Raw genomic sequence first — 15057 nt, 5'->3', positions numbered from 1 at the left:
TATGAAATAAAAACTGTGAAATAATATTTTCCAATAATAATTAGTTTGAAATAAATAAAAAAATAGAAAAAAGGAATATTTATATTCCTCTATCTTGCATTCTGTCAGCTTCAGTAAGAGTGGACATTTCAATACCTTTCATTGCTTCTCCAAGACCTTTGCTGACTTCTGCTAATACTTCAGGTTTGTCATAGTTAGCTACAGCTTCAACAATAGCTTCTGCAAATGCTACAGGATTGTTTGATTTGAAAATACCTGAACCTACAAATACACCGTCTGCACCTAATTGCATCATCAAAGAAGCATCAGCAGGAGTTGCTACCCCACCAGCTGCAAAGTTTACAACAGGTAATTTTCCGAGAGTTGCAGTTTCCTTTACAAGTTCAATAGGAGCTTCTATTTTTCTTGCATATTTCCAAAGCTCTTCTTCCTCCATGCCTTGAATGGTTCTAATTTCTCCCATAACCATTCTCATGTGACGAACTGCTTCTACAATGTTTCCAGTTCCAGGTTCACCTTTGGTACGAATCATTGCTGCTCCTTCATCGATTCTTCTTAAAGCTTCGCCTAAGTTACGTGCACCACATACAAAAGGAATGGTGAATTCTTTTTTGTTAAGGTGATATTCTTCATCAGCAGGTGTAAGTACTTCACTTTCATCAATCATATCTACACCTAAGGTTTCTAAAATCTGTGCTTCTGCAATATGACCAATTCTTGCCTTTGCCATTACAGGAATAGAAACTGCATCTACAACTTCTTCAACAATGGTTGGGTCAGCCATCCTAGCTACCCCACCAGCAGCCCTAATATCTGCAGGTACTTTTTCCAATGCCATTACAGCAACAGCACCAGCTTCTTCAGCAATTCTTGCTTGTTCAGCGTTGACAACGTCCATAATAACTCCGCCTTTTGTCATTTTAGCGAAGCCCTCTTTTAAAACATCAGTTCCTTTTTCCATGAAAAGTTCTCCATTGTTAATTTTAAAATTAATATTTTTAACTATATAATTACTAGTATTTAATCATAGTTAAACTCAACAGTAACATCTACAATATTATTGTTATATGCAATTTTATTCGCAATATTTAAAATATTTTCCTTTTTATTCTCATCATCTATTTTGAGCTTTAATGTAAGAACAGATTCAATCCCATCTAATGACCATAAATGAAAATCATAAATTGAGTTTACGCCGTCAATAGCAAGAATGCTGTTTTTAAATTCGTTGACATCAATGTTTGAAGGAGATTTTTGTAAAAATATCTCCAGAGAACCCTTAAGAGTTTTTGATAAGCTATAAATTAACCAAATGCTAATACCTATTGAAACTAAAGGATCCAAAAACGGCACATCCCAAAATATGAGAATTACACTGATAATCAATATTGCAATCCATTCAAAAATATCTGCTAAAAGATGAAGCAAAATGGCTTTTTCATTGAATGTGATTCCCTTATGCAAACGATATGCAGACAAACCTTTAAAAACAATTCCCAAAATAGCCACTAAAAGCATTCCCCCTGCATCAGGTGTAACTAAATGGAACAATCTATCAATTGCCTCATAAATTACAATAATGGAAATTATTATTACCAAAGTTGAAGTTATGAAAGCCCCTAAAATTGAAAATCGGGCATATCCATATGTATAACTCTTATTGCTGTCCCTTCTGGAGATTCTTTCCAAACCCCATGCAAGACCTATGGATATGGTATCAGTTAGATCATGCAGACAATCAGCGAGAATCGCCACACTGTTTGTAAAAATAGCCCCAACTATTACAATCACATTAAAAAATATATTTAATAAAAATGCAAAAAACAAGTTTCCGCTTGCTTCCACATGATGATTATGTTTCTTTAGAACTATAAAATCACTTCCTATTTTCCATTAATAAATTTTATATATTAATTAAGTTATAAATTAGTATGTGATAAAATGGCAATGACTGGAAGTACACTCTTTTCACATATTGTACCTGTTATTTTCGGATTTCTTGGAATAATCATGATAATATCAGGAATTATGGATGATAAAAAACCTAACTTGATTATAGGAATCGTTTTATTTGTATTTGGTTGCATATCACCATTTTTAGTATTAAGTGTACTCTTATAATATAGATATTTCACCATTATGAATAGAAGTACCTATTAAAACTTTTTTTATTCCTTCTTTTTCAAGTTCTTTTAAAGACTCCTTATTGATTCCACCGGCAATTATTAATTTATCTTTAAATTCTTCGAACTCATCAAGTAACTCTTTATTAAACCCTTTGTTTGTTCCTACACTTGAAATATCCAACAATATTATTTCAGAAGGATCCAAATATTTCAATATTCTTTTTAATTTGTCTAAGGAAACATCCAAATGCTTGGAATATAACTTATTGTCCTTGATATCAATGCTTAAAACAATTCTTTCTTTTGGAAATGCTTCAAATATTCTTTGAAGTTCATCCAAACTTTCCAATGTTTCTGTTGCTACAATAACCTTATATGCATAGTCTAAAAAGAATGTGTATGATTCGAAATCCTTGACACCTCCATCAAAAATCACAGGAAGTATTGTGTTCATCATCTTAACCTGATGTAGATTATGCCCATTGCTATCAATCAAATCCAAATCAGCAACATAAACCTCTTTTGCACCATTTAACTTGAGGTTATTTGCTATTTCAACAGGATCGGATGAAGTCGCATAAACACTTTTCAATGGAGTGTATGTTTGTCTTTGACCGGATTTTCCACTAACTGCAACATTATCTTTTAAGTCTAAAACAGGAACTTTGTTAATCATATTATCATCTCTTATATGATATTATGATATGTATAATATAAATATTGTTAAAAAAAAAAGGAGGAATAAGCTATAGAATAGCTTATGTGTTTTATAGGAAATAATAGTTAATTTAATAAAAATATTTGACCCTTGCTTATAGTATTTAACTAATAGTATATAAACTTTACTTTACTTTAATTAAATTAAAGTTTACTTGAATTATTGATTAATGAAAAAAAATAAGAAAAAATAAACAAAACATCAAAATCCATGAAATATATTGAAAATATATTAAATAAGAATAAAAAATATTAAAAAAACTATAGAAAAATAAAAGAAAAATATAAAAAATTAATAAAATTAAATTGAATAAAAGAATTATTCCCTAAAATTTTCATCAATAAAAGAATCTAAACGTTCATAAGCATTGTCAACTGCCATATTTAAAGATTCTTCACTAATATCTGTAAGTTCATCAAAAAGAAGATCAACATCAACAGATACATCCAATTGATCATTTTCATAATTGATAGTGATGCCCAAATCTATATCATCAAGCTCTTTAATGGAAACACGCTTGGAAATTTCAATATTCAAAAATTCACTAAAATTTTCAGAAATAGATATTAAGTCATCATCAGAAAGAGTTTTAAGTTTAGACATATAAAATCAGGAAAAAAAATAAAAGATGGATGATTTAATCATCATCTTCATCGTCGTCGTCAGAAGGAGCGAAAGTTCCTTGCATAGCTGCTTGAATGGAGTTTTGCATTTCATTAAGTTTTTTCATAACTCTTTCTTCTTGACGAGCCATAGTTTGTTTTCTTAATTTAAGAGTTTCTAATTTTTCTTCCATATCAGCAACAGCGTCATCATAGTTTACTTTAATAAGTAAAGAACCAGCTTGTTTGAATACTTCAGTATTTGCATCAGTCTTGTTTAATTCTTCAAGAGCCTTTTCGGTTTCTTGAACTTGAATTTCAACATTTTGAATTTGCATTGTTACAGCTTGTGCTTGTTGTTGTAATTGTTGGAATTGGTTTAATTGATGTTGTATATTTTCTGGAATTTCCATTTTATCACCTACTTATTTAATTATCAACTTATTATTGTTAATTATAATATTTAAATTATACAGTTAAATTATGAATATCCAAAGATAGCTTAATCCATTTAATTACGGAATTGAAAGATGCTCTAAATGAAGTGGCATCTTGAGCATCGATTTTAATTAAAATAGTATTATCCTCAATATCCATTTCAATTGATGATCTATAATCAGGAGCTGTTTTAAGCTCTAAAATGATTGAATCATAGACAATTCTTGCTTGATTTTCATTATCGAATTCAATAGCTATTTTATTATTGATTTCTTCTAAAGGTGTTGATTCTAACATGCTTTATTCTTCTAAAATTTTAAGAACTTTAATTTTAAATTCTGATTTCTCACCAAACTTATTGAAAAATTCTATAGTAGCTATCAAATCATCGGTTCCATTGTCAATGAAAATATAATTAGCGTTATCTTTGTCTACAAGTTCAAAATTGAAAATTTTGCTTAAAATATCAAGTTTTTTAACCCTAGAGACTACAGTCAAATCTTTTGGAAGAATATGTAATCTTTCATTGGTTAAGGAAGCGGTAATCACAATAGCAAGTAAAATATCCCCTTTATTGGAATAAAATGTAACTTTACTTGGATTACCTTTAATTTCATTAACAATAGCTACATTAACCTCATCTTCTTCCAAAGCTCTCAAAAGAACTTCACGCATATTCATTTTTCCACGATTTATATAGGTGGATCCTGTTGCATGAGCAAAATTCTTACAAAACTTTCTTGTTTTTGGAGAAGGTTTTCTTGAAGTTGAAATTAACATAAGACCATCTTAAAAATAATAAATAAAAAAAGAATTACCTTGCTTTAATAATTCTTCTTACTTCTGGAACATTTTTAAATAAAATCCTATATCTGCATTTAGGACATTTATTTTCCATATAGCTTTTATGGTCTACTTCTGTTCCACAGTTAGGACATCTATACAATTATTCTCCTCCTGAGTTAGCATTTCTAATGTTACGTGCTGCAGATTTTGCCATAGGAGTTTGAGGTACGAAAGCACCGCCAGTAAAGACTGCACCACATTTTCTGCATTTCCAGATACCTGCAGCTTGTCTTTTTACATAAGGTCTGTCACATTTTGGACAAACGTGCTTTTTCTTCATATTTTCTTCAATATTTTTTACAGCTCTTTTAGCTTTTCTTCCGTATCTAGCTCCAAATCTACCTGTAATACCCACTTTTTTTGTTCTTGCCATTTAAATTCTCTCCATTTATAAAAATAAATCGTTATATTTATGAATCAAATGTAATTAAAAAAAGAATTACATTTAAAGTTATATAATCATAAAATTATCTAATATAATAATATTATGGTTACAACTATTTAAAGTTAATGATTTTCATCTTGTTTTTAAAAAAAAAGATAATGAAAAATAAAAAAAGATTATATTATTCCATCTTTTTCATTCCAATAAACATTTTTAGTATTTCCATCCTCATCCACTACAGTAGTGGTGTGTACCTCACTATCACTTGACTGTGAAGATTGTGATGATTCCTGACTGCTTTCTTTATCATTAATATTATAATCATCAATATTATGATCAACAACACCATTGTCGCTGCTGTTTACAGTTGAGTTGGTTGTATTATTTCTAATAAAAGTTTCATTATTATCATCCAGATCAGATGTTGTCATAGTGAAGACTGTGAAAGCTACACATACGATTGCAATAATCGCAACAACGATAAAGATACTCTTCTTTAAATCCATTTCAAACACTCCCAAAAAAAAAAGATTAATAAGAAATTAATCTAAAGTCGGATAATTCGGACTTTCATTAGTAATCAATAAATCATGAGGATGTGATTCCTTAATACCGCTATCAGTTATTCTGACAAAATTAGCCTTCTGTTGCATGTCAAGAATATCCTTAGCACCACAATAACCCATGGATGATTTAAGACCACCAACAAGTTGGAATAAAATTTCACTAACGGTTCCTTTATATGGTACTGCACCTTCAATTCCTTCAGGAACGTATTTGGTGTGTTTCATGTGACTTTTAGAGCCTTGGAAGTACCTATCTGCTCCTCCGTCAGCTTCACTGGTCATTGCACCCATTGAACCCATTCCACGATATTTCTTATATTGTTTTCCATTCATGACAACAATATCTCCAGGAGCTTCGTAGGATGCCGCAAGTAAATTACCGAGCATTACCGCATCTGCACCAGCACCAATAGCCTTTGCAATATCACCGGAATATCTGATACCACCGTCAGCAATTACAGGAACGCCATGCTCTTTTGCTACATCTGCAACTTGTGAAATAGCTGTAAGTTGAGGAACACCAACTCCTGCAACAATACGAGTAGTACACATTGAACCAGGACCAATACCTACCTTAAGACCATCAACACCCATTGAAATTAAGTCCTCAGCAGCTTCAGCAGTTGCAATATTTCCAACACATAATTCTGCATCGATATTTTCCTTAATTGTTTCGGTAAAGTTAACTGCATTCATATTATGAGCATGAGCACAATCAATTGAAATAATATCAGCACCAGCTTCATCAAGAGCCATTGCCCTATCAAGATCAAAAGGACCACAAGCGGCAGCTACAAGGAAATTGCCATTTTTGTCACGGGCAGCATTAGGATATTGGGATTGGTTCAAAATATCCTTAATTGTAATGATACCCACAAGTTTTCCGTCACGAAGAACAGGGAGCCTTTCAACTTTATTTTCATAAGCGATATCTAAGGCTTCTTCAGCAGTGATAGGTTCCTCGATTGTGACAACATCAGAGGTCATTATGTCCTTAACAGTCATTTCATGCCCTTTCTTTATGACTGGCCTAATATCCCTTTTGGAGATGATTCCAATAATCTCATCCCCATCCATTACAGGAAGACCGCTGATTAACTCATCATGCATTTTTTGCTGCACATCAAGAATGGTTGAATCTGGAGTAATAGTTACAACGTCACGAATAGTGATTTCTTCAGCTTCCTTTACTTTCCTAACCTCTTCCACTTGCCTTTCCTGAGTGATGTTTCTGTGGATAACCCCGATACCACCTTCCTGTGCCATGGCAATTGCAAGTTCCGCTTCAGTTACAGTATCCATTGCTGCACTTAAGACAGGAATATTGAGCTTGATTCCTTTTGACAATTCCACTTTGGTATTTACATCTTTAGGTTCCACATAACTTGCGTTAGGAGTAAGTAAAAAGTCATCAAATGTAAAAGCTAATGGGGCTTCTTGTACTTTTTTTGAAAACATTCTATCACCCTTAATTATCTTCAAATGAAGCGCATAACTCTTTAAGTTCAGCTACAGCAGTGTGATCTATATGGCCGGTGTTTCTATCTCCACCAACACATGCTGCACCTCTAATACCTACAACATCACAGCCAATATCATATAACGGTTTTAGCTGCTCTTTTTTAACAGATCCTGCAAGTGCAGTTTTAATACCGTAGCCATGTGCCTCTTCAACAAATTCTTTGAGTTGATCAATATCTAAAAAGTCAAATAATGTTTTACCGTCTTTAACTGCAGTATCCAACATTGCCAAGTCACAACCAGAATCCTTAGCTATTTTTGGAATTTCCATAGGGCCGACAGCACCGACTCTATGTGCATCAGCATATCCTGCAGCAACAACAATAGTATCAGGACTAATGTCTTTTACGGTTTTAACAACATTTTCCATAACTTCAACAGCTTCATCGTAGTTTTTAGTTCCATATAATCCTACTTTGATATAATCTGCTCCGGAAACATGAGCACCCATTGCTGCAAGAGAAACGGTTCCAGGTTTATAAGGAACATCCCCTAAAGTAGCACTTACTAATTTATCTTCAGGAGTTAGTTCTCTAATTTCTTTTATAACCCATGGAAAATTAGCACCTAAAGAACCTTCTTTAGGATTTTTTACATCAACAATGTCTGCTCCACCCTTAATAGATTCAAGAGCCTCTTCATGATTTATCGGACTTATTAATAGAAGCATGTATTTCCTCCAAATAATTTAAAATAAAAAAATATAATTATAATATATTAATATAAGATTTTCTTTATTTATAATAGTTGTTGTTTTTTAAAAAAGGAAAAATAAATTATGAAAAATAAAAAAAAAAAGGAAAAATAATTGGGGTCTAATAAGGAGAGTCATTATTTGAAATGTTCTTACTAATAACCCCATGAGCTTTAGGATAAAATCCTTTACTTTGAGATTCTTTTCTAAGCATTTCAATAATTTCATTTGTTTCAATTGAAACCGGACAATTGAGGGTGCACATACCACACAGGGTACACATATAGAGACCTGAAGAATAGCAGATTTCCTCATCTTCAATAAATTTGCTCATGGCCACTCCACGACCGCCTAAATAATTGTTAAAACCAAATTCATTACCAACAGCATTATAGACAGGACAATGAACAATACAGTTTCCACAGCCAATACATTTTAAACATTCCGCATTAGCATCACTTCTTCCATTGTCTAAAATAATTACAGCAACTCTTTCAGCACCATACATGTTTTTAAGAAGTTTTTTCTCAATATCTGCAGTTTTAGAAGGTCCTGACACTATATTAATATAGGAGGTCACATAATTTCCTGTTGCATATACCGTTTCAAGTTTTGCTATTGAAATCGCATCCTCCAAACATTCAACAAACTTGTCAATACCCACCAAAACAATATGAAGATCCATTGCTGAGACCAATGAAATATTTCCTTCATTGTGAACAAAAATCAAGGAGCCCTCTTCACTTGCAACTGCATTGGAACCACTAATACCGATTTTTGCATTTTCCAAATGTTCCAATACGTCAGCCCTTACGGTTTCCATAATGTCTCGAGCAATAGGCGCAACTGACTCGTCCAACGCATTATTTACAATATCCGTAATTTCAGCAATGTTTAAATGAGATGCAGGACCTGTTGGATGGACGGGCTTGTTGTCAACTTTCTTCAATTGAAGAATCCTATCTCCCAAATCAGTTTCAACAACCTCATAGCCAGCTTCCTTTAAAAATGTTTTAGCATCAATCTCGCCTAAAGTATTTGACTTTGATTTGGCTATTACATTAGATTCAAAATCCTTGATTAAGTCCAGAATTATGTCTTGAGCATCCTTTGCTGTTTCTGCTTCAAAAAATTCAATACCATTTCTTTTAAAGGATTCTTTAGCTATTTCCATTAGTTCTTTATTGTCCTTAATAGCATTCTCCTTTATTCTTTTAACCCTTTCTTCTAATCTTAAAACCTGAGGTGATGTTTTGATAGATGATGATCTGTTTTTAACTGTATTGAATGATTTTCTCATGGTTTCCAATTCATTTTTATTCATCTAAAACACGACCTAAAAATTCTGTTAAATCTAAAACTTCAATATCATTGTCCTTTAAGTTTAATTTGCAAAATGGACATGCAGTAATTAATAATTCTGCATCAGTGTTCAAAGCTTGACCTATTCTAGTTTTTGCAACTTGTTCGGCGATTTCAGGGTAAGCAGACTTAACTCCTCCGCCGGCACCACAACATAAGCTATTCTCCTTAACATTGTCCATTTCTATAAGATTGGCAGCTGCCCTTATGACATTACGGGGAGCATCAAATTCCTTACAATGTCTTGCCAAGTGACATGAATCATGATAAGTTACATTAATGTCTTTGCCTTTGAGTGAAATTTTTCCTTCATCAATCAATTGATCCAATAACATTGAAATATGAATAACGTCAAGACCATCATAATCCTGTTTTAATGTCTTATAACAACCGGCACATGAAGTTAATATCTTTTTGCCTTTAAACTGTTCCTGATTTTTTTCAATCTGTTTTTTAGCTTCCTTTTCAAAGCCTGTTCTAAGTAAAACTGATCCGCAACAGGATTCATCCTCTAAAATAGTGTAATCAATATCAGCTAATTTTAATAAATTTTCAGTTGCATCTGCTATTGTAGTTTCCTTTTCTCTTGCAGTACATCCTCTAAAATAAATCATAATAATATTATAACTTTATTAATAAATAAAATTGTTGATTGCTGCAAAAAAATTAGCATTCATCCAATTTTACTAAAAAAATATGATTTTAAATGAAATTTATTCAAATTTCACACTATAAAAAAAGCATTGGGAAAGACAGTTAGCTTTCCTCTTCATCATAGGATTCCTCGATAATTTCGTTATTTAACGCTATTGCACGAACAATCTTACTCATGTCCTGCTGCAACTTGTCTATCTTCATGTATAACTTGAATATCAAATAGAACATTAGCACAATAGCCACGATTACAAGAAAATCCAATCCCCTTGCAATACCAAACAATTTAGCTATGTTACTGCTTGCTTCAGGAACAAATGCGAATATTATAATCAAAAACCAGATTACGCCCCATAAAACATAGGAAGTTGGTGATTTGTTGCTATAAATTCTTTGATATAAATAGATAATAGCTATTAATGCGACAAATGAGAAAACAATTGGATATACCATCACTTTTAATCACCCTATTCAAATAATAAATGTTTTATCATGTTAAACATTATTTTAAGACCTACAATTGCATTAGTACCTTTTTCTTGAGTTTCGGGAGTATATATTGTTGTAATTGTAACTTCCTCCAACTTGATGTTATTCTCCTTGAACTGTCTTAAAAACTCAGAAGCAACAATATAACCCTGCACATTCATCTCAATTTTTTCTAATGCCTCTGCAGTGACTGCCCTAAAACCTGTCTGAGAATCACTAACGTTTACACCATAAAAAACTCTTGTAAGAATATTCATTACTGTATTTGCAAAATTTTTAGTAATTGGCATGTCTTCAAATGGCCTAACACCAATTACAGCATCTGCCCTTCCTTTAATTAAAGGTTCACAGACTTTGTCGATATCATCAATATCATGTTGCCCGTCTGCATCTAGATTAACAATATATTTCGGATTGTGTTTCAAAACAGCATCAATACCAGTTCCGATAGCGGCACCCATCCCCTGATTTATAACATGATTCAGGATAAAAATATTGTTGGGATACTTCTTTTGAGATTCAATTAGTTTTTCCAGAGTCTTATCTGTAGAGCCGTCATTGACAACAACCATTTTGAAACCGCGCTCAGCAATACTTTCAATAACCGGTTGAACTCGACCTTCTTCATTATAAGCTGGAATAACCATGAATGTATTGGCCTTATCCTCATCTGACATTAAAAATTCTTTTTGAGCCATTTATCCACCTAATTATAAAGGTCCTACATTTTCCTTTCCTTCTCTAACACCCATACCAGCTTCTTTACTCAAACCTTTTCTATGGAACATCATTTTAATAAGGTTTTGTGCATGTTCACGAGCTCTGGTTTCAGCTAACTTTTTAAGTTCTTCCGGTTTCTCTTCTTCATCCTCATGAACAAAAACTTCCAATATATGCTTATTTGTCATCAATTGAGCTATAATCAAACCAGTAGATGCCTGATTCGCACACACTTTATCTTTTTCCATTGGTCCGGGCATTCCTAAAGCCATGACAATTTCACAGCCCTCTTCTTCAATGAGAATTTTAGCTGTAACAGGCAAATCCTTAATTCCTGGAACAGTTTTTCTAATAATTTGTAGGTCTGTAGCGTTCTTTTTCAATTCATCAATAGCTGCAGCACCCATATCAAAACGAGCAAATGTTGTATCACAAATTCCAATCCTCATTATTTTCACCATCAATATATGTATATTTTTAAACATATATAAAAATTATTTCAATAATTTTTTAATTTCTAAATATGCTTCATCAATATTTAAAGGATAGAATTTATTTTTCTTAGGGATAATATCGTTATCTTCCAATTTTTCAAATAATTGAGCTATTATCGGTAGTTTTAAATTAGCTTCTTTTAGAAGTTCCTTGTTTGAAAAAATGTCTTTTGGATTTCCATCACCAATTATTTGCCCTTCATTTATAACAAATATTTTATCGGCATACTCCTGAATTAGATTAACGTCATGGGTAGAAATCAGAATGGTCATTCCCTCTTCGTTCAGTTCCTTTAGAAGATTTATTATCTTATTGGCTCCAACAGGATCAAGACCTGCTATTGGTTCATCCAAAATCATTATATCTGGATTCATAGCTAAAATTCCAGCTATGGCCACTCTTTTCTTTTGTCCGCCACTTAAATGATGGGGAGCCTTTTTTTCAAATCCTCCCATTCCTACACGGTTTAAAGCCTCAGTGACTCTTTTTTGCACTTCCTCCATAGGTAATTTAAGATTCAGCGGTCCGAATGCCACATCCTCTTCTACTGATGGGGCAAATATCTGATCATCGGGATTTTGAAATACAATGCCCACTTTCTGGCGTGCTTTAATCAATGATTTTTTATCATACTTTAGTTTTTCACCATCAATTTTAATCTCACCTTTATCCGGCCTTAGGATACCGTTAAAATGTAAAAAAAGAGTTGATTTACCTGCACCATTCTTTCCAAGAAGAGCTACGATTTCTCCTTTTTTAATATCCATATTTACTCCATTAAGAGCATTTGTTCCATCGCCATATGAATAAAATAAATTTTTCGCTTCAAGCATGTGAAAAAACTCCTCATTTTTCAATTGGTTCATATATTGGCATTTCGCCTGTATAACCTCTTGAATCAAGTGCACATTGTAATTTTTCACTTTTATCCAATGAAATTAAAAATAGATTGCTGAACAATGAACCTAAAGAACGGTAGGTTGCTTTTGTTCCCCTATATCCCAATCTTGATTCCTGTGCATTTCTCATTGTGTTTAATTCATCTAAGAATATGAATATTGTACTGTACATCAACAGTGCAATTTCAATTACGACTTTGGGAACTTTTATTTTACCCAAACAATGCAAGATGTTGGAAATTGGTGTTGTAAGAGATAAAAAGCCCAGACATGAAAAACATGCAAAGACACGACCAAAGGTGTAAATTCCCAATTCTAGAGAATCTTTGGTGATTATTAATCCAAAGAATCCAGTATTGTAAATTGCTTCACCAGTACCTGTGAAAAGCACCAGGTAAATGCTGGTAATTGCTGTAAAAATAAAAGGAATTGATATGAACTTTAAATAATCCTTAAGGGAAATCCTAGCTATTCCCATTATAACAATGGCCATTAAAACAAAAACAGTTACATCAAGATAAAGATTATTTAAAAATAAAGTTATAAGCATTATAATAATAGATCCAAACAATTTGTAATATGGATTTGTTAAAGACAACCTGTTATTATGTGCAATATAATCAATATCAAATTTCATAAAAATCAACAAATCATATATTAAACTTTAAAATAAATAAACTTAATTGAAGTAAATTTTATAAAAAAGTAAAGGAGAGTTTATTAATCCTTTTTAGATTGGCCTCTCCAATAGCCAATGAAATAACCTATTATCAAAGCACCTATTGCTGCTTGAACAGCAAACAACAAGCTTTCTATTTCGCCACTTGGAGGTTCCCAAATTGATGAAAACCAAGGCTCATATCCACTTTCTTCAATTACTTCACTTGCAGAATCATCAGAACCGCCAAAATACCCCTCTTCTTCTCCCATACCACTATGAATAATAAAAGGAGCCACCACAATAACTATTAGAATAATTATAAGAGCGATTATTGTCTTATTGTTCATTGGCCATCTACCTCCGCGTCCTCTTTTTTACTTAATAGATCAAGTCTTTCCAATAATTTTGGTTTATAAACCTTTAACCTGTCCCAGATAATCACTGTCAATATACCTTCAGCAACAGCTAACGGAATTTGAGTTATTGCAAAAATTGTTAGGAAATTAACTAGAGCCTGACCAAAGGTAGGCAACGGAAATGCAAGGGACAATTGGAATGCAGTTGCAACATAGGTCAGTAAATCACCTAGGAATGCTGCGAAAAATATTGCAATCAATGATGAAACATTGGACTTTATTAATCCTTTATAAACTATCCATGCTACAACAGGACCTACAATCCCCATTGAAAAAATATTTGCTCCCAAGGTTGTTAATCCGCCATGTGCCAATAATATTGCTTGGAAAAGAAGCACGATTGTTGCTAAAACTGCAGTGACTGCAGGACCAAAGATAGCCGCTCCCAAACCATTTCCAGTTGGATGGGAACAACTTCCAGTAACTGATGGTAATTTTAAAGAAGATAAAATAAACATAAATGCCCCACTAACAGCCAATAATGCCTTGGATTCAGGAACATCTTCAGAAACCTTTCTAATTTGATATACACCATAAATAACTACAGGTATTGAAATTATATACCATACTGCACACCATATTGGTGGCAAAAATCCTTCCATAACGTGCATTTTCATATACTCCATATTATCAATTGTATTTTAAAAAATTTAAAAAATATTAAAATTCATTTAATATTAATTAAAGTCAATTTGATATTAAATAATTATTTATTTAATACTATATAAATTTAACCACAATAGATTAAACTTACAGACACAGTAAAAATATATTAACAGAAAATAATAAAAAAAATATCCAAGAGGAGATAACATGGACATTAAAAATAATATAATTCTCGCATTAGATGTAATGAATGGCGTAGAAGCAATGGAAATATGTGAAAAACTAACACCATTACTAGATACAATAAAAATAGGATACCCATTAGCATTAGCAGAAGGTTTGGAAATTGTAGAAACCCTAAAAGAAAATTTTGGATATAAAATAATATGTGATTTTAAAGTAGCGGACATACCTGCAACAAATGAAAAAATATGCTCAGAAACATTTAAATCAGGTGCAGATGCCATAATATGTCACGGTTTTGTAGGTCCCGACAGCGTAGGAGCATGTAAGGAAACTGCAGAAGACTTTGGCAGAGAAATATTCCTCCTTACAGAAATGTCACATCCAGGAGCTAAAAAATTCTTGCAAGCAGAAGCGGATGCAATAGCTGAAATGGGAGTGGAAATGGGAATAACAAACTATGTAGCTCCGGCAACAAGAATAAACAGACTTAAAGAAATAAGGGAAATTGTAGGAAAGGACTCATACATCATTTCACCAGGAGTAGGAAAACAAGGGGGAGACATAAAAGAAACCCTACAATATGCAAATAGCGTGATTATTGGAAGATCAATATACGAATCAGAAAATCCAAAAGAAGCACTGGAAGAGTTTATTGAAAAATCCAAATAGGGTT

23 protein-coding genes are annotated in these 15057 nt (G+C 32.5%); 2 read left to right on the top strand and 21 right to left on the bottom strand.

Going from position 1 to position 15057, the window contains the following annotated elements; all coding sequences use genetic code 11:
- Nucleotides 1–79 precede the first annotated feature (79 nt).
- Complete coding sequence (pdxS, locus tag Q4P18_RS07595; RefSeq protein WP_303337487.1) at nt 80–961, bottom strand: pyridoxal 5'-phosphate synthase lyase subunit PdxS; 882 nt, start codon at nt 959–961, stop codon at nt 80–82.
- A gap of 59 nt (nt 962–1020) precedes the next feature.
- The gene (locus Q4P18_RS07590) at nt 1021–1845 is read right to left on the bottom strand and encodes a cation diffusion facilitator family transporter (protein WP_303337485.1); all 825 of its coding nucleotides are present in this window, start codon (nt 1843–1845) and stop codon (nt 1021–1023) included.
- Between the two features lie 96 nt (nt 1846–1941).
- On the opposite strand from Q4P18_RS07590, the gene Q4P18_RS07585 reads away from it, so the two are divergent.
- Nucleotides 1942–2121: a hypothetical protein gene (locus Q4P18_RS07585; protein WP_303337483.1), complete on the top strand. Its 180-nt coding sequence runs from the start codon at nt 1942–1944 to the stop codon at nt 2119–2121.
- On the opposite strand, the gene Q4P18_RS07580 is transcribed toward Q4P18_RS07585, so the two are convergent.
- The 19 genes from Q4P18_RS07580 to Q4P18_RS07490 all read right to left on the bottom strand — a co-directional run bounded on the left by Q4P18_RS07580 (nt 2116) and on the right by Q4P18_RS07490 (nt 14203).
- Nucleotides 2116–2802 carry a HisA/HisF family protein gene (locus tag Q4P18_RS07580; protein ID WP_303337482.1) on the bottom strand — a complete coding sequence of 229 codons (687 nt, stop codon included), beginning with the start codon at nt 2800–2802 and terminating at the stop codon, nt 2116–2118. The two genes, Q4P18_RS07585 and Q4P18_RS07580, sit on opposite strands and share 6 nt — an antisense overlap.
- Nucleotides 2803–3162: 360 nt before the next feature.
- Nucleotides 3163–3447, bottom strand: a complete 285-nt coding sequence (locus Q4P18_RS07575) for a DUF3194 domain-containing protein (RefSeq protein ID WP_303337480.1) — start codon at nt 3445–3447, stop codon at nt 3163–3165.
- Nucleotides 3448–3481: 34 nt separating this feature from the next.
- Nucleotides 3482–3859, bottom strand: coding sequence for a prefoldin subunit beta (locus tag Q4P18_RS07570; protein WP_303337478.1), 378 nt, complete (start codon nt 3857–3859; stop codon nt 3482–3484).
- A 55-nt stretch (nt 3860–3914) separates the two neighbouring features.
- A complete protein-coding gene (locus Q4P18_RS07565) occupies nt 3915–4181 on the bottom strand; it encodes a KEOPS complex subunit Pcc1 (protein ID WP_303337476.1) in 267 nt (88 codons plus the stop codon).
- Between the two features lie 3 nt (nt 4182–4184).
- Nucleotides 4185–4664 (bottom strand): ribonucleotide-diphosphate reductase subunit beta, encoded by a 480-nt coding sequence (locus tag Q4P18_RS07560; RefSeq protein WP_303337474.1) that lies wholly within the window; start codon nt 4662–4664, stop codon nt 4185–4187.
- 34 nt (nt 4665–4698) lie between these two features.
- Complete coding sequence (locus Q4P18_RS07555; protein WP_303337472.1) at nt 4699–4830, bottom strand: DNA-directed RNA polymerase subunit P; 132 nt, start codon at nt 4828–4830, stop codon at nt 4699–4701.
- On the bottom strand, nt 4831–5103 hold the full coding sequence (gene rpl37A, locus Q4P18_RS07550; RefSeq protein WP_303337470.1) for a 50S ribosomal protein L37Ae: 273 nt from the start codon (nt 5101–5103) through the stop codon (nt 4831–4833). It lies immediately after the preceding gene.
- 188 nt (nt 5104–5291) lie between these two features.
- The gene (locus Q4P18_RS07545) at nt 5292–5621 is read right to left on the bottom strand and encodes a hypothetical protein (RefSeq protein WP_303337467.1); all 330 of its coding nucleotides are present in this window, start codon (nt 5619–5621) and stop codon (nt 5292–5294) included.
- 36 nt (nt 5622–5657) lie between these two features.
- Nucleotides 5658–7139, bottom strand: coding sequence for an IMP dehydrogenase (guaB, locus tag Q4P18_RS07540; protein ID WP_303337465.1), 1482 nt, complete (start codon nt 7137–7139; stop codon nt 5658–5660).
- 10 nt (nt 7140–7149) lie between these two features.
- Nucleotides 7150–7872, bottom strand: a complete 723-nt coding sequence (locus Q4P18_RS07535; RefSeq protein WP_303337463.1) for a (5-formylfuran-3-yl)methyl phosphate synthase — start codon at nt 7870–7872, stop codon at nt 7150–7152.
- 145 nt (nt 7873–8017) lie between these two features.
- Nucleotides 8018–9220 carry an LUD domain-containing protein gene (locus tag Q4P18_RS07530; RefSeq protein WP_303337461.1) on the bottom strand — a complete coding sequence of 401 codons (1203 nt, stop codon included), beginning with the start codon at nt 9218–9220 and terminating at the stop codon, nt 8018–8020.
- Complete coding sequence (locus Q4P18_RS07525; protein WP_303337458.1) at nt 9213–9872, bottom strand: (Fe-S)-binding protein; 660 nt, start codon at nt 9870–9872, stop codon at nt 9213–9215. The genes Q4P18_RS07530 and Q4P18_RS07525 overlap by 8 nt, the downstream gene beginning before the upstream one ends.
- Nucleotides 9873–10014: 142 nt before the next feature.
- Nucleotides 10015–10365 (bottom strand): DUF2304 domain-containing protein, encoded by a 351-nt coding sequence (locus tag Q4P18_RS07520; RefSeq protein ID WP_303337456.1) that lies wholly within the window; start codon nt 10363–10365, stop codon nt 10015–10017.
- A 14-nt stretch (nt 10366–10379) separates the two neighbouring features.
- Nucleotides 10380–11099, bottom strand: coding sequence for a glycosyltransferase family 2 protein (locus Q4P18_RS07515; RefSeq protein WP_303337454.1), 720 nt, complete (start codon nt 11097–11099; stop codon nt 10380–10382).
- A gap of 12 nt (nt 11100–11111) precedes the next feature.
- The gene (gene ribC, locus Q4P18_RS07510; RefSeq protein WP_303337451.1) at nt 11112–11570 is read right to left on the bottom strand and encodes a riboflavin synthase; all 459 of its coding nucleotides are present in this window, start codon (nt 11568–11570) and stop codon (nt 11112–11114) included.
- 45 nt (nt 11571–11615) lie between these two features.
- The gene (locus tag Q4P18_RS07505; protein ID WP_303337449.1) at nt 11616–12449 is read right to left on the bottom strand and encodes an ATP-binding cassette domain-containing protein; all 834 of its coding nucleotides are present in this window, start codon (nt 12447–12449) and stop codon (nt 11616–11618) included.
- A gap of 13 nt (nt 12450–12462) precedes the next feature.
- On the bottom strand, nt 12463–13152 hold the full coding sequence (gene cbiQ, locus Q4P18_RS07500) for a cobalt ECF transporter T component CbiQ (RefSeq protein ID WP_303337447.1): 690 nt from the start codon (nt 13150–13152) through the stop codon (nt 12463–12465).
- Nucleotides 13153–13235: 83 nt separating this feature from the next.
- Entirely contained in the window at nt 13236–13523 is a 288-nt protein-coding gene (locus Q4P18_RS07495; RefSeq protein ID WP_303337445.1) for an energy-coupling factor ABC transporter substrate-binding protein, read from the bottom strand.
- Entirely contained in the window at nt 13520–14203 is a 684-nt protein-coding gene (locus tag Q4P18_RS07490) for an energy-coupling factor ABC transporter permease (protein ID WP_303337444.1), read from the bottom strand. The genes Q4P18_RS07495 and Q4P18_RS07490 overlap by 4 nt, the downstream gene beginning before the upstream one ends.
- 202 nt (nt 14204–14405) lie before the next feature.
- On the opposite strand from Q4P18_RS07490, the gene pyrF reads away from it, so the two are divergent.
- Nucleotides 14406–15053, top strand: coding sequence for an orotidine-5'-phosphate decarboxylase (pyrF, locus tag Q4P18_RS07485; RefSeq protein WP_303337442.1), 648 nt, complete (start codon nt 14406–14408; stop codon nt 15051–15053).
- Nucleotides 15054–15057 lie beyond the last annotated feature (4 nt).

Source organism: Methanobrevibacter sp. (assembly GCF_030539665.1).
Lineage (GTDB): Archaea > Methanobacteriota > Methanobacteria > Methanobacteriales > Methanobacteriaceae > Methanocatella.
The sequence above is the reverse complement of the archived record's forward strand: the minus strand, read 5'-3'. Positions and strand labels throughout refer to the sequence as shown.

What these genes read in the sequence shown, in the direction of transcription:
- ribC (WP_303337451.1), bottom strand. Translation starts at nt 11,570, where the DNA reads ATGAGGATTGGAATTTGTGATACAACATTTGCTCGTTTTGATATGGGT.
- Q4P18_RS07565 (WP_303337476.1), bottom strand. Translation starts at nt 4,181, where the DNA reads ATGTTAGAATCAACACCTTTAGAAGAAATCAATAATAAAATAGCTATT.
- cbiQ (WP_303337447.1), bottom strand. Translation starts at nt 13,152, where the DNA reads ATGAAATTTGATATTGATTATATTGCACATAATAACAGGTTGTCTTTA.
- Q4P18_RS07580 (WP_303337482.1), bottom strand. Translation starts at nt 2,802, where the DNA reads ATGATTAACAAAGTTCCTGTTTTAGACTTAAAAGATAATGTTGCAGTT.
- pyrF (WP_303337442.1), top strand. Translation starts at nt 14,406, where the DNA reads ATGGACATTAAAAATAATATAATTCTCGCATTAGATGTAATGAATGGC.
- Q4P18_RS07490 (WP_303337444.1), bottom strand. Translation starts at nt 14,203, where the DNA reads ATGCACGTTATGGAAGGATTTTTGCCACCAATATGGTGTGCAGTATGG.
- Q4P18_RS07535 (WP_303337463.1), bottom strand. Translation starts at nt 7,872, where the DNA reads ATGCTTCTATTAATAAGTCCGATAAATCATGAAGAGGCTCTTGAATCT.
- Q4P18_RS07525 (WP_303337458.1), bottom strand. Translation starts at nt 9,872, where the DNA reads ATGATTTATTTTAGAGGATGTACTGCAAGAGAAAAGGAAACTACAATA.
- pdxS (WP_303337487.1), bottom strand. Translation starts at nt 961, where the DNA reads ATGGAAAAAGGAACTGATGTTTTAAAAGAGGGCTTCGCTAAAATGACA.
- Q4P18_RS07520 (WP_303337456.1), bottom strand. Translation starts at nt 10,365, where the DNA reads ATGGTATATCCAATTGTTTTCTCATTTGTCGCATTAATAGCTATTATC.
- Q4P18_RS07505 (WP_303337449.1), bottom strand. Translation starts at nt 12,449, where the DNA reads ATGCTTGAAGCGAAAAATTTATTTTATTCATATGGCGATGGAACAAAT.
- rpl37A (WP_303337470.1), bottom strand. Translation starts at nt 5,103, where the DNA reads ATGGCAAGAACAAAAAAAGTGGGTATTACAGGTAGATTTGGAGCTAGA.
- Q4P18_RS07495 (WP_303337445.1), bottom strand. Translation starts at nt 13,523, where the DNA reads ATGAACAATAAGACAATAATCGCTCTTATAATTATTCTAATAGTTATT.
- Q4P18_RS07575 (WP_303337480.1), bottom strand. Translation starts at nt 3,447, where the DNA reads ATGTCTAAACTTAAAACTCTTTCTGATGATGACTTAATATCTATTTCT.
- Q4P18_RS07585 (WP_303337483.1), top strand. Translation starts at nt 1,942, where the DNA reads ATGGCAATGACTGGAAGTACACTCTTTTCACATATTGTACCTGTTATT.
- Q4P18_RS07545 (WP_303337467.1), bottom strand. Translation starts at nt 5,621, where the DNA reads ATGGATTTAAAGAAGAGTATCTTTATCGTTGTTGCGATTATTGCAATC.
- Q4P18_RS07515 (WP_303337454.1), bottom strand. Translation starts at nt 11,099, where the DNA reads ATGGCTCAAAAAGAATTTTTAATGTCAGATGAGGATAAGGCCAATACA.
- Q4P18_RS07570 (WP_303337478.1), bottom strand. Translation starts at nt 3,859, where the DNA reads ATGGAAATTCCAGAAAATATACAACATCAATTAAACCAATTCCAACAA.
- Q4P18_RS07530 (WP_303337461.1), bottom strand. Translation starts at nt 9,220, where the DNA reads ATGAATAAAAATGAATTGGAAACCATGAGAAAATCATTCAATACAGTT.
- Q4P18_RS07560 (WP_303337474.1), bottom strand. Translation starts at nt 4,664, where the DNA reads ATGTTAATTTCAACTTCAAGAAAACCTTCTCCAAAAACAAGAAAGTTT.
- guaB (WP_303337465.1), bottom strand. Translation starts at nt 7,139, where the DNA reads ATGTTTTCAAAAAAAGTACAAGAAGCCCCATTAGCTTTTACATTTGAT.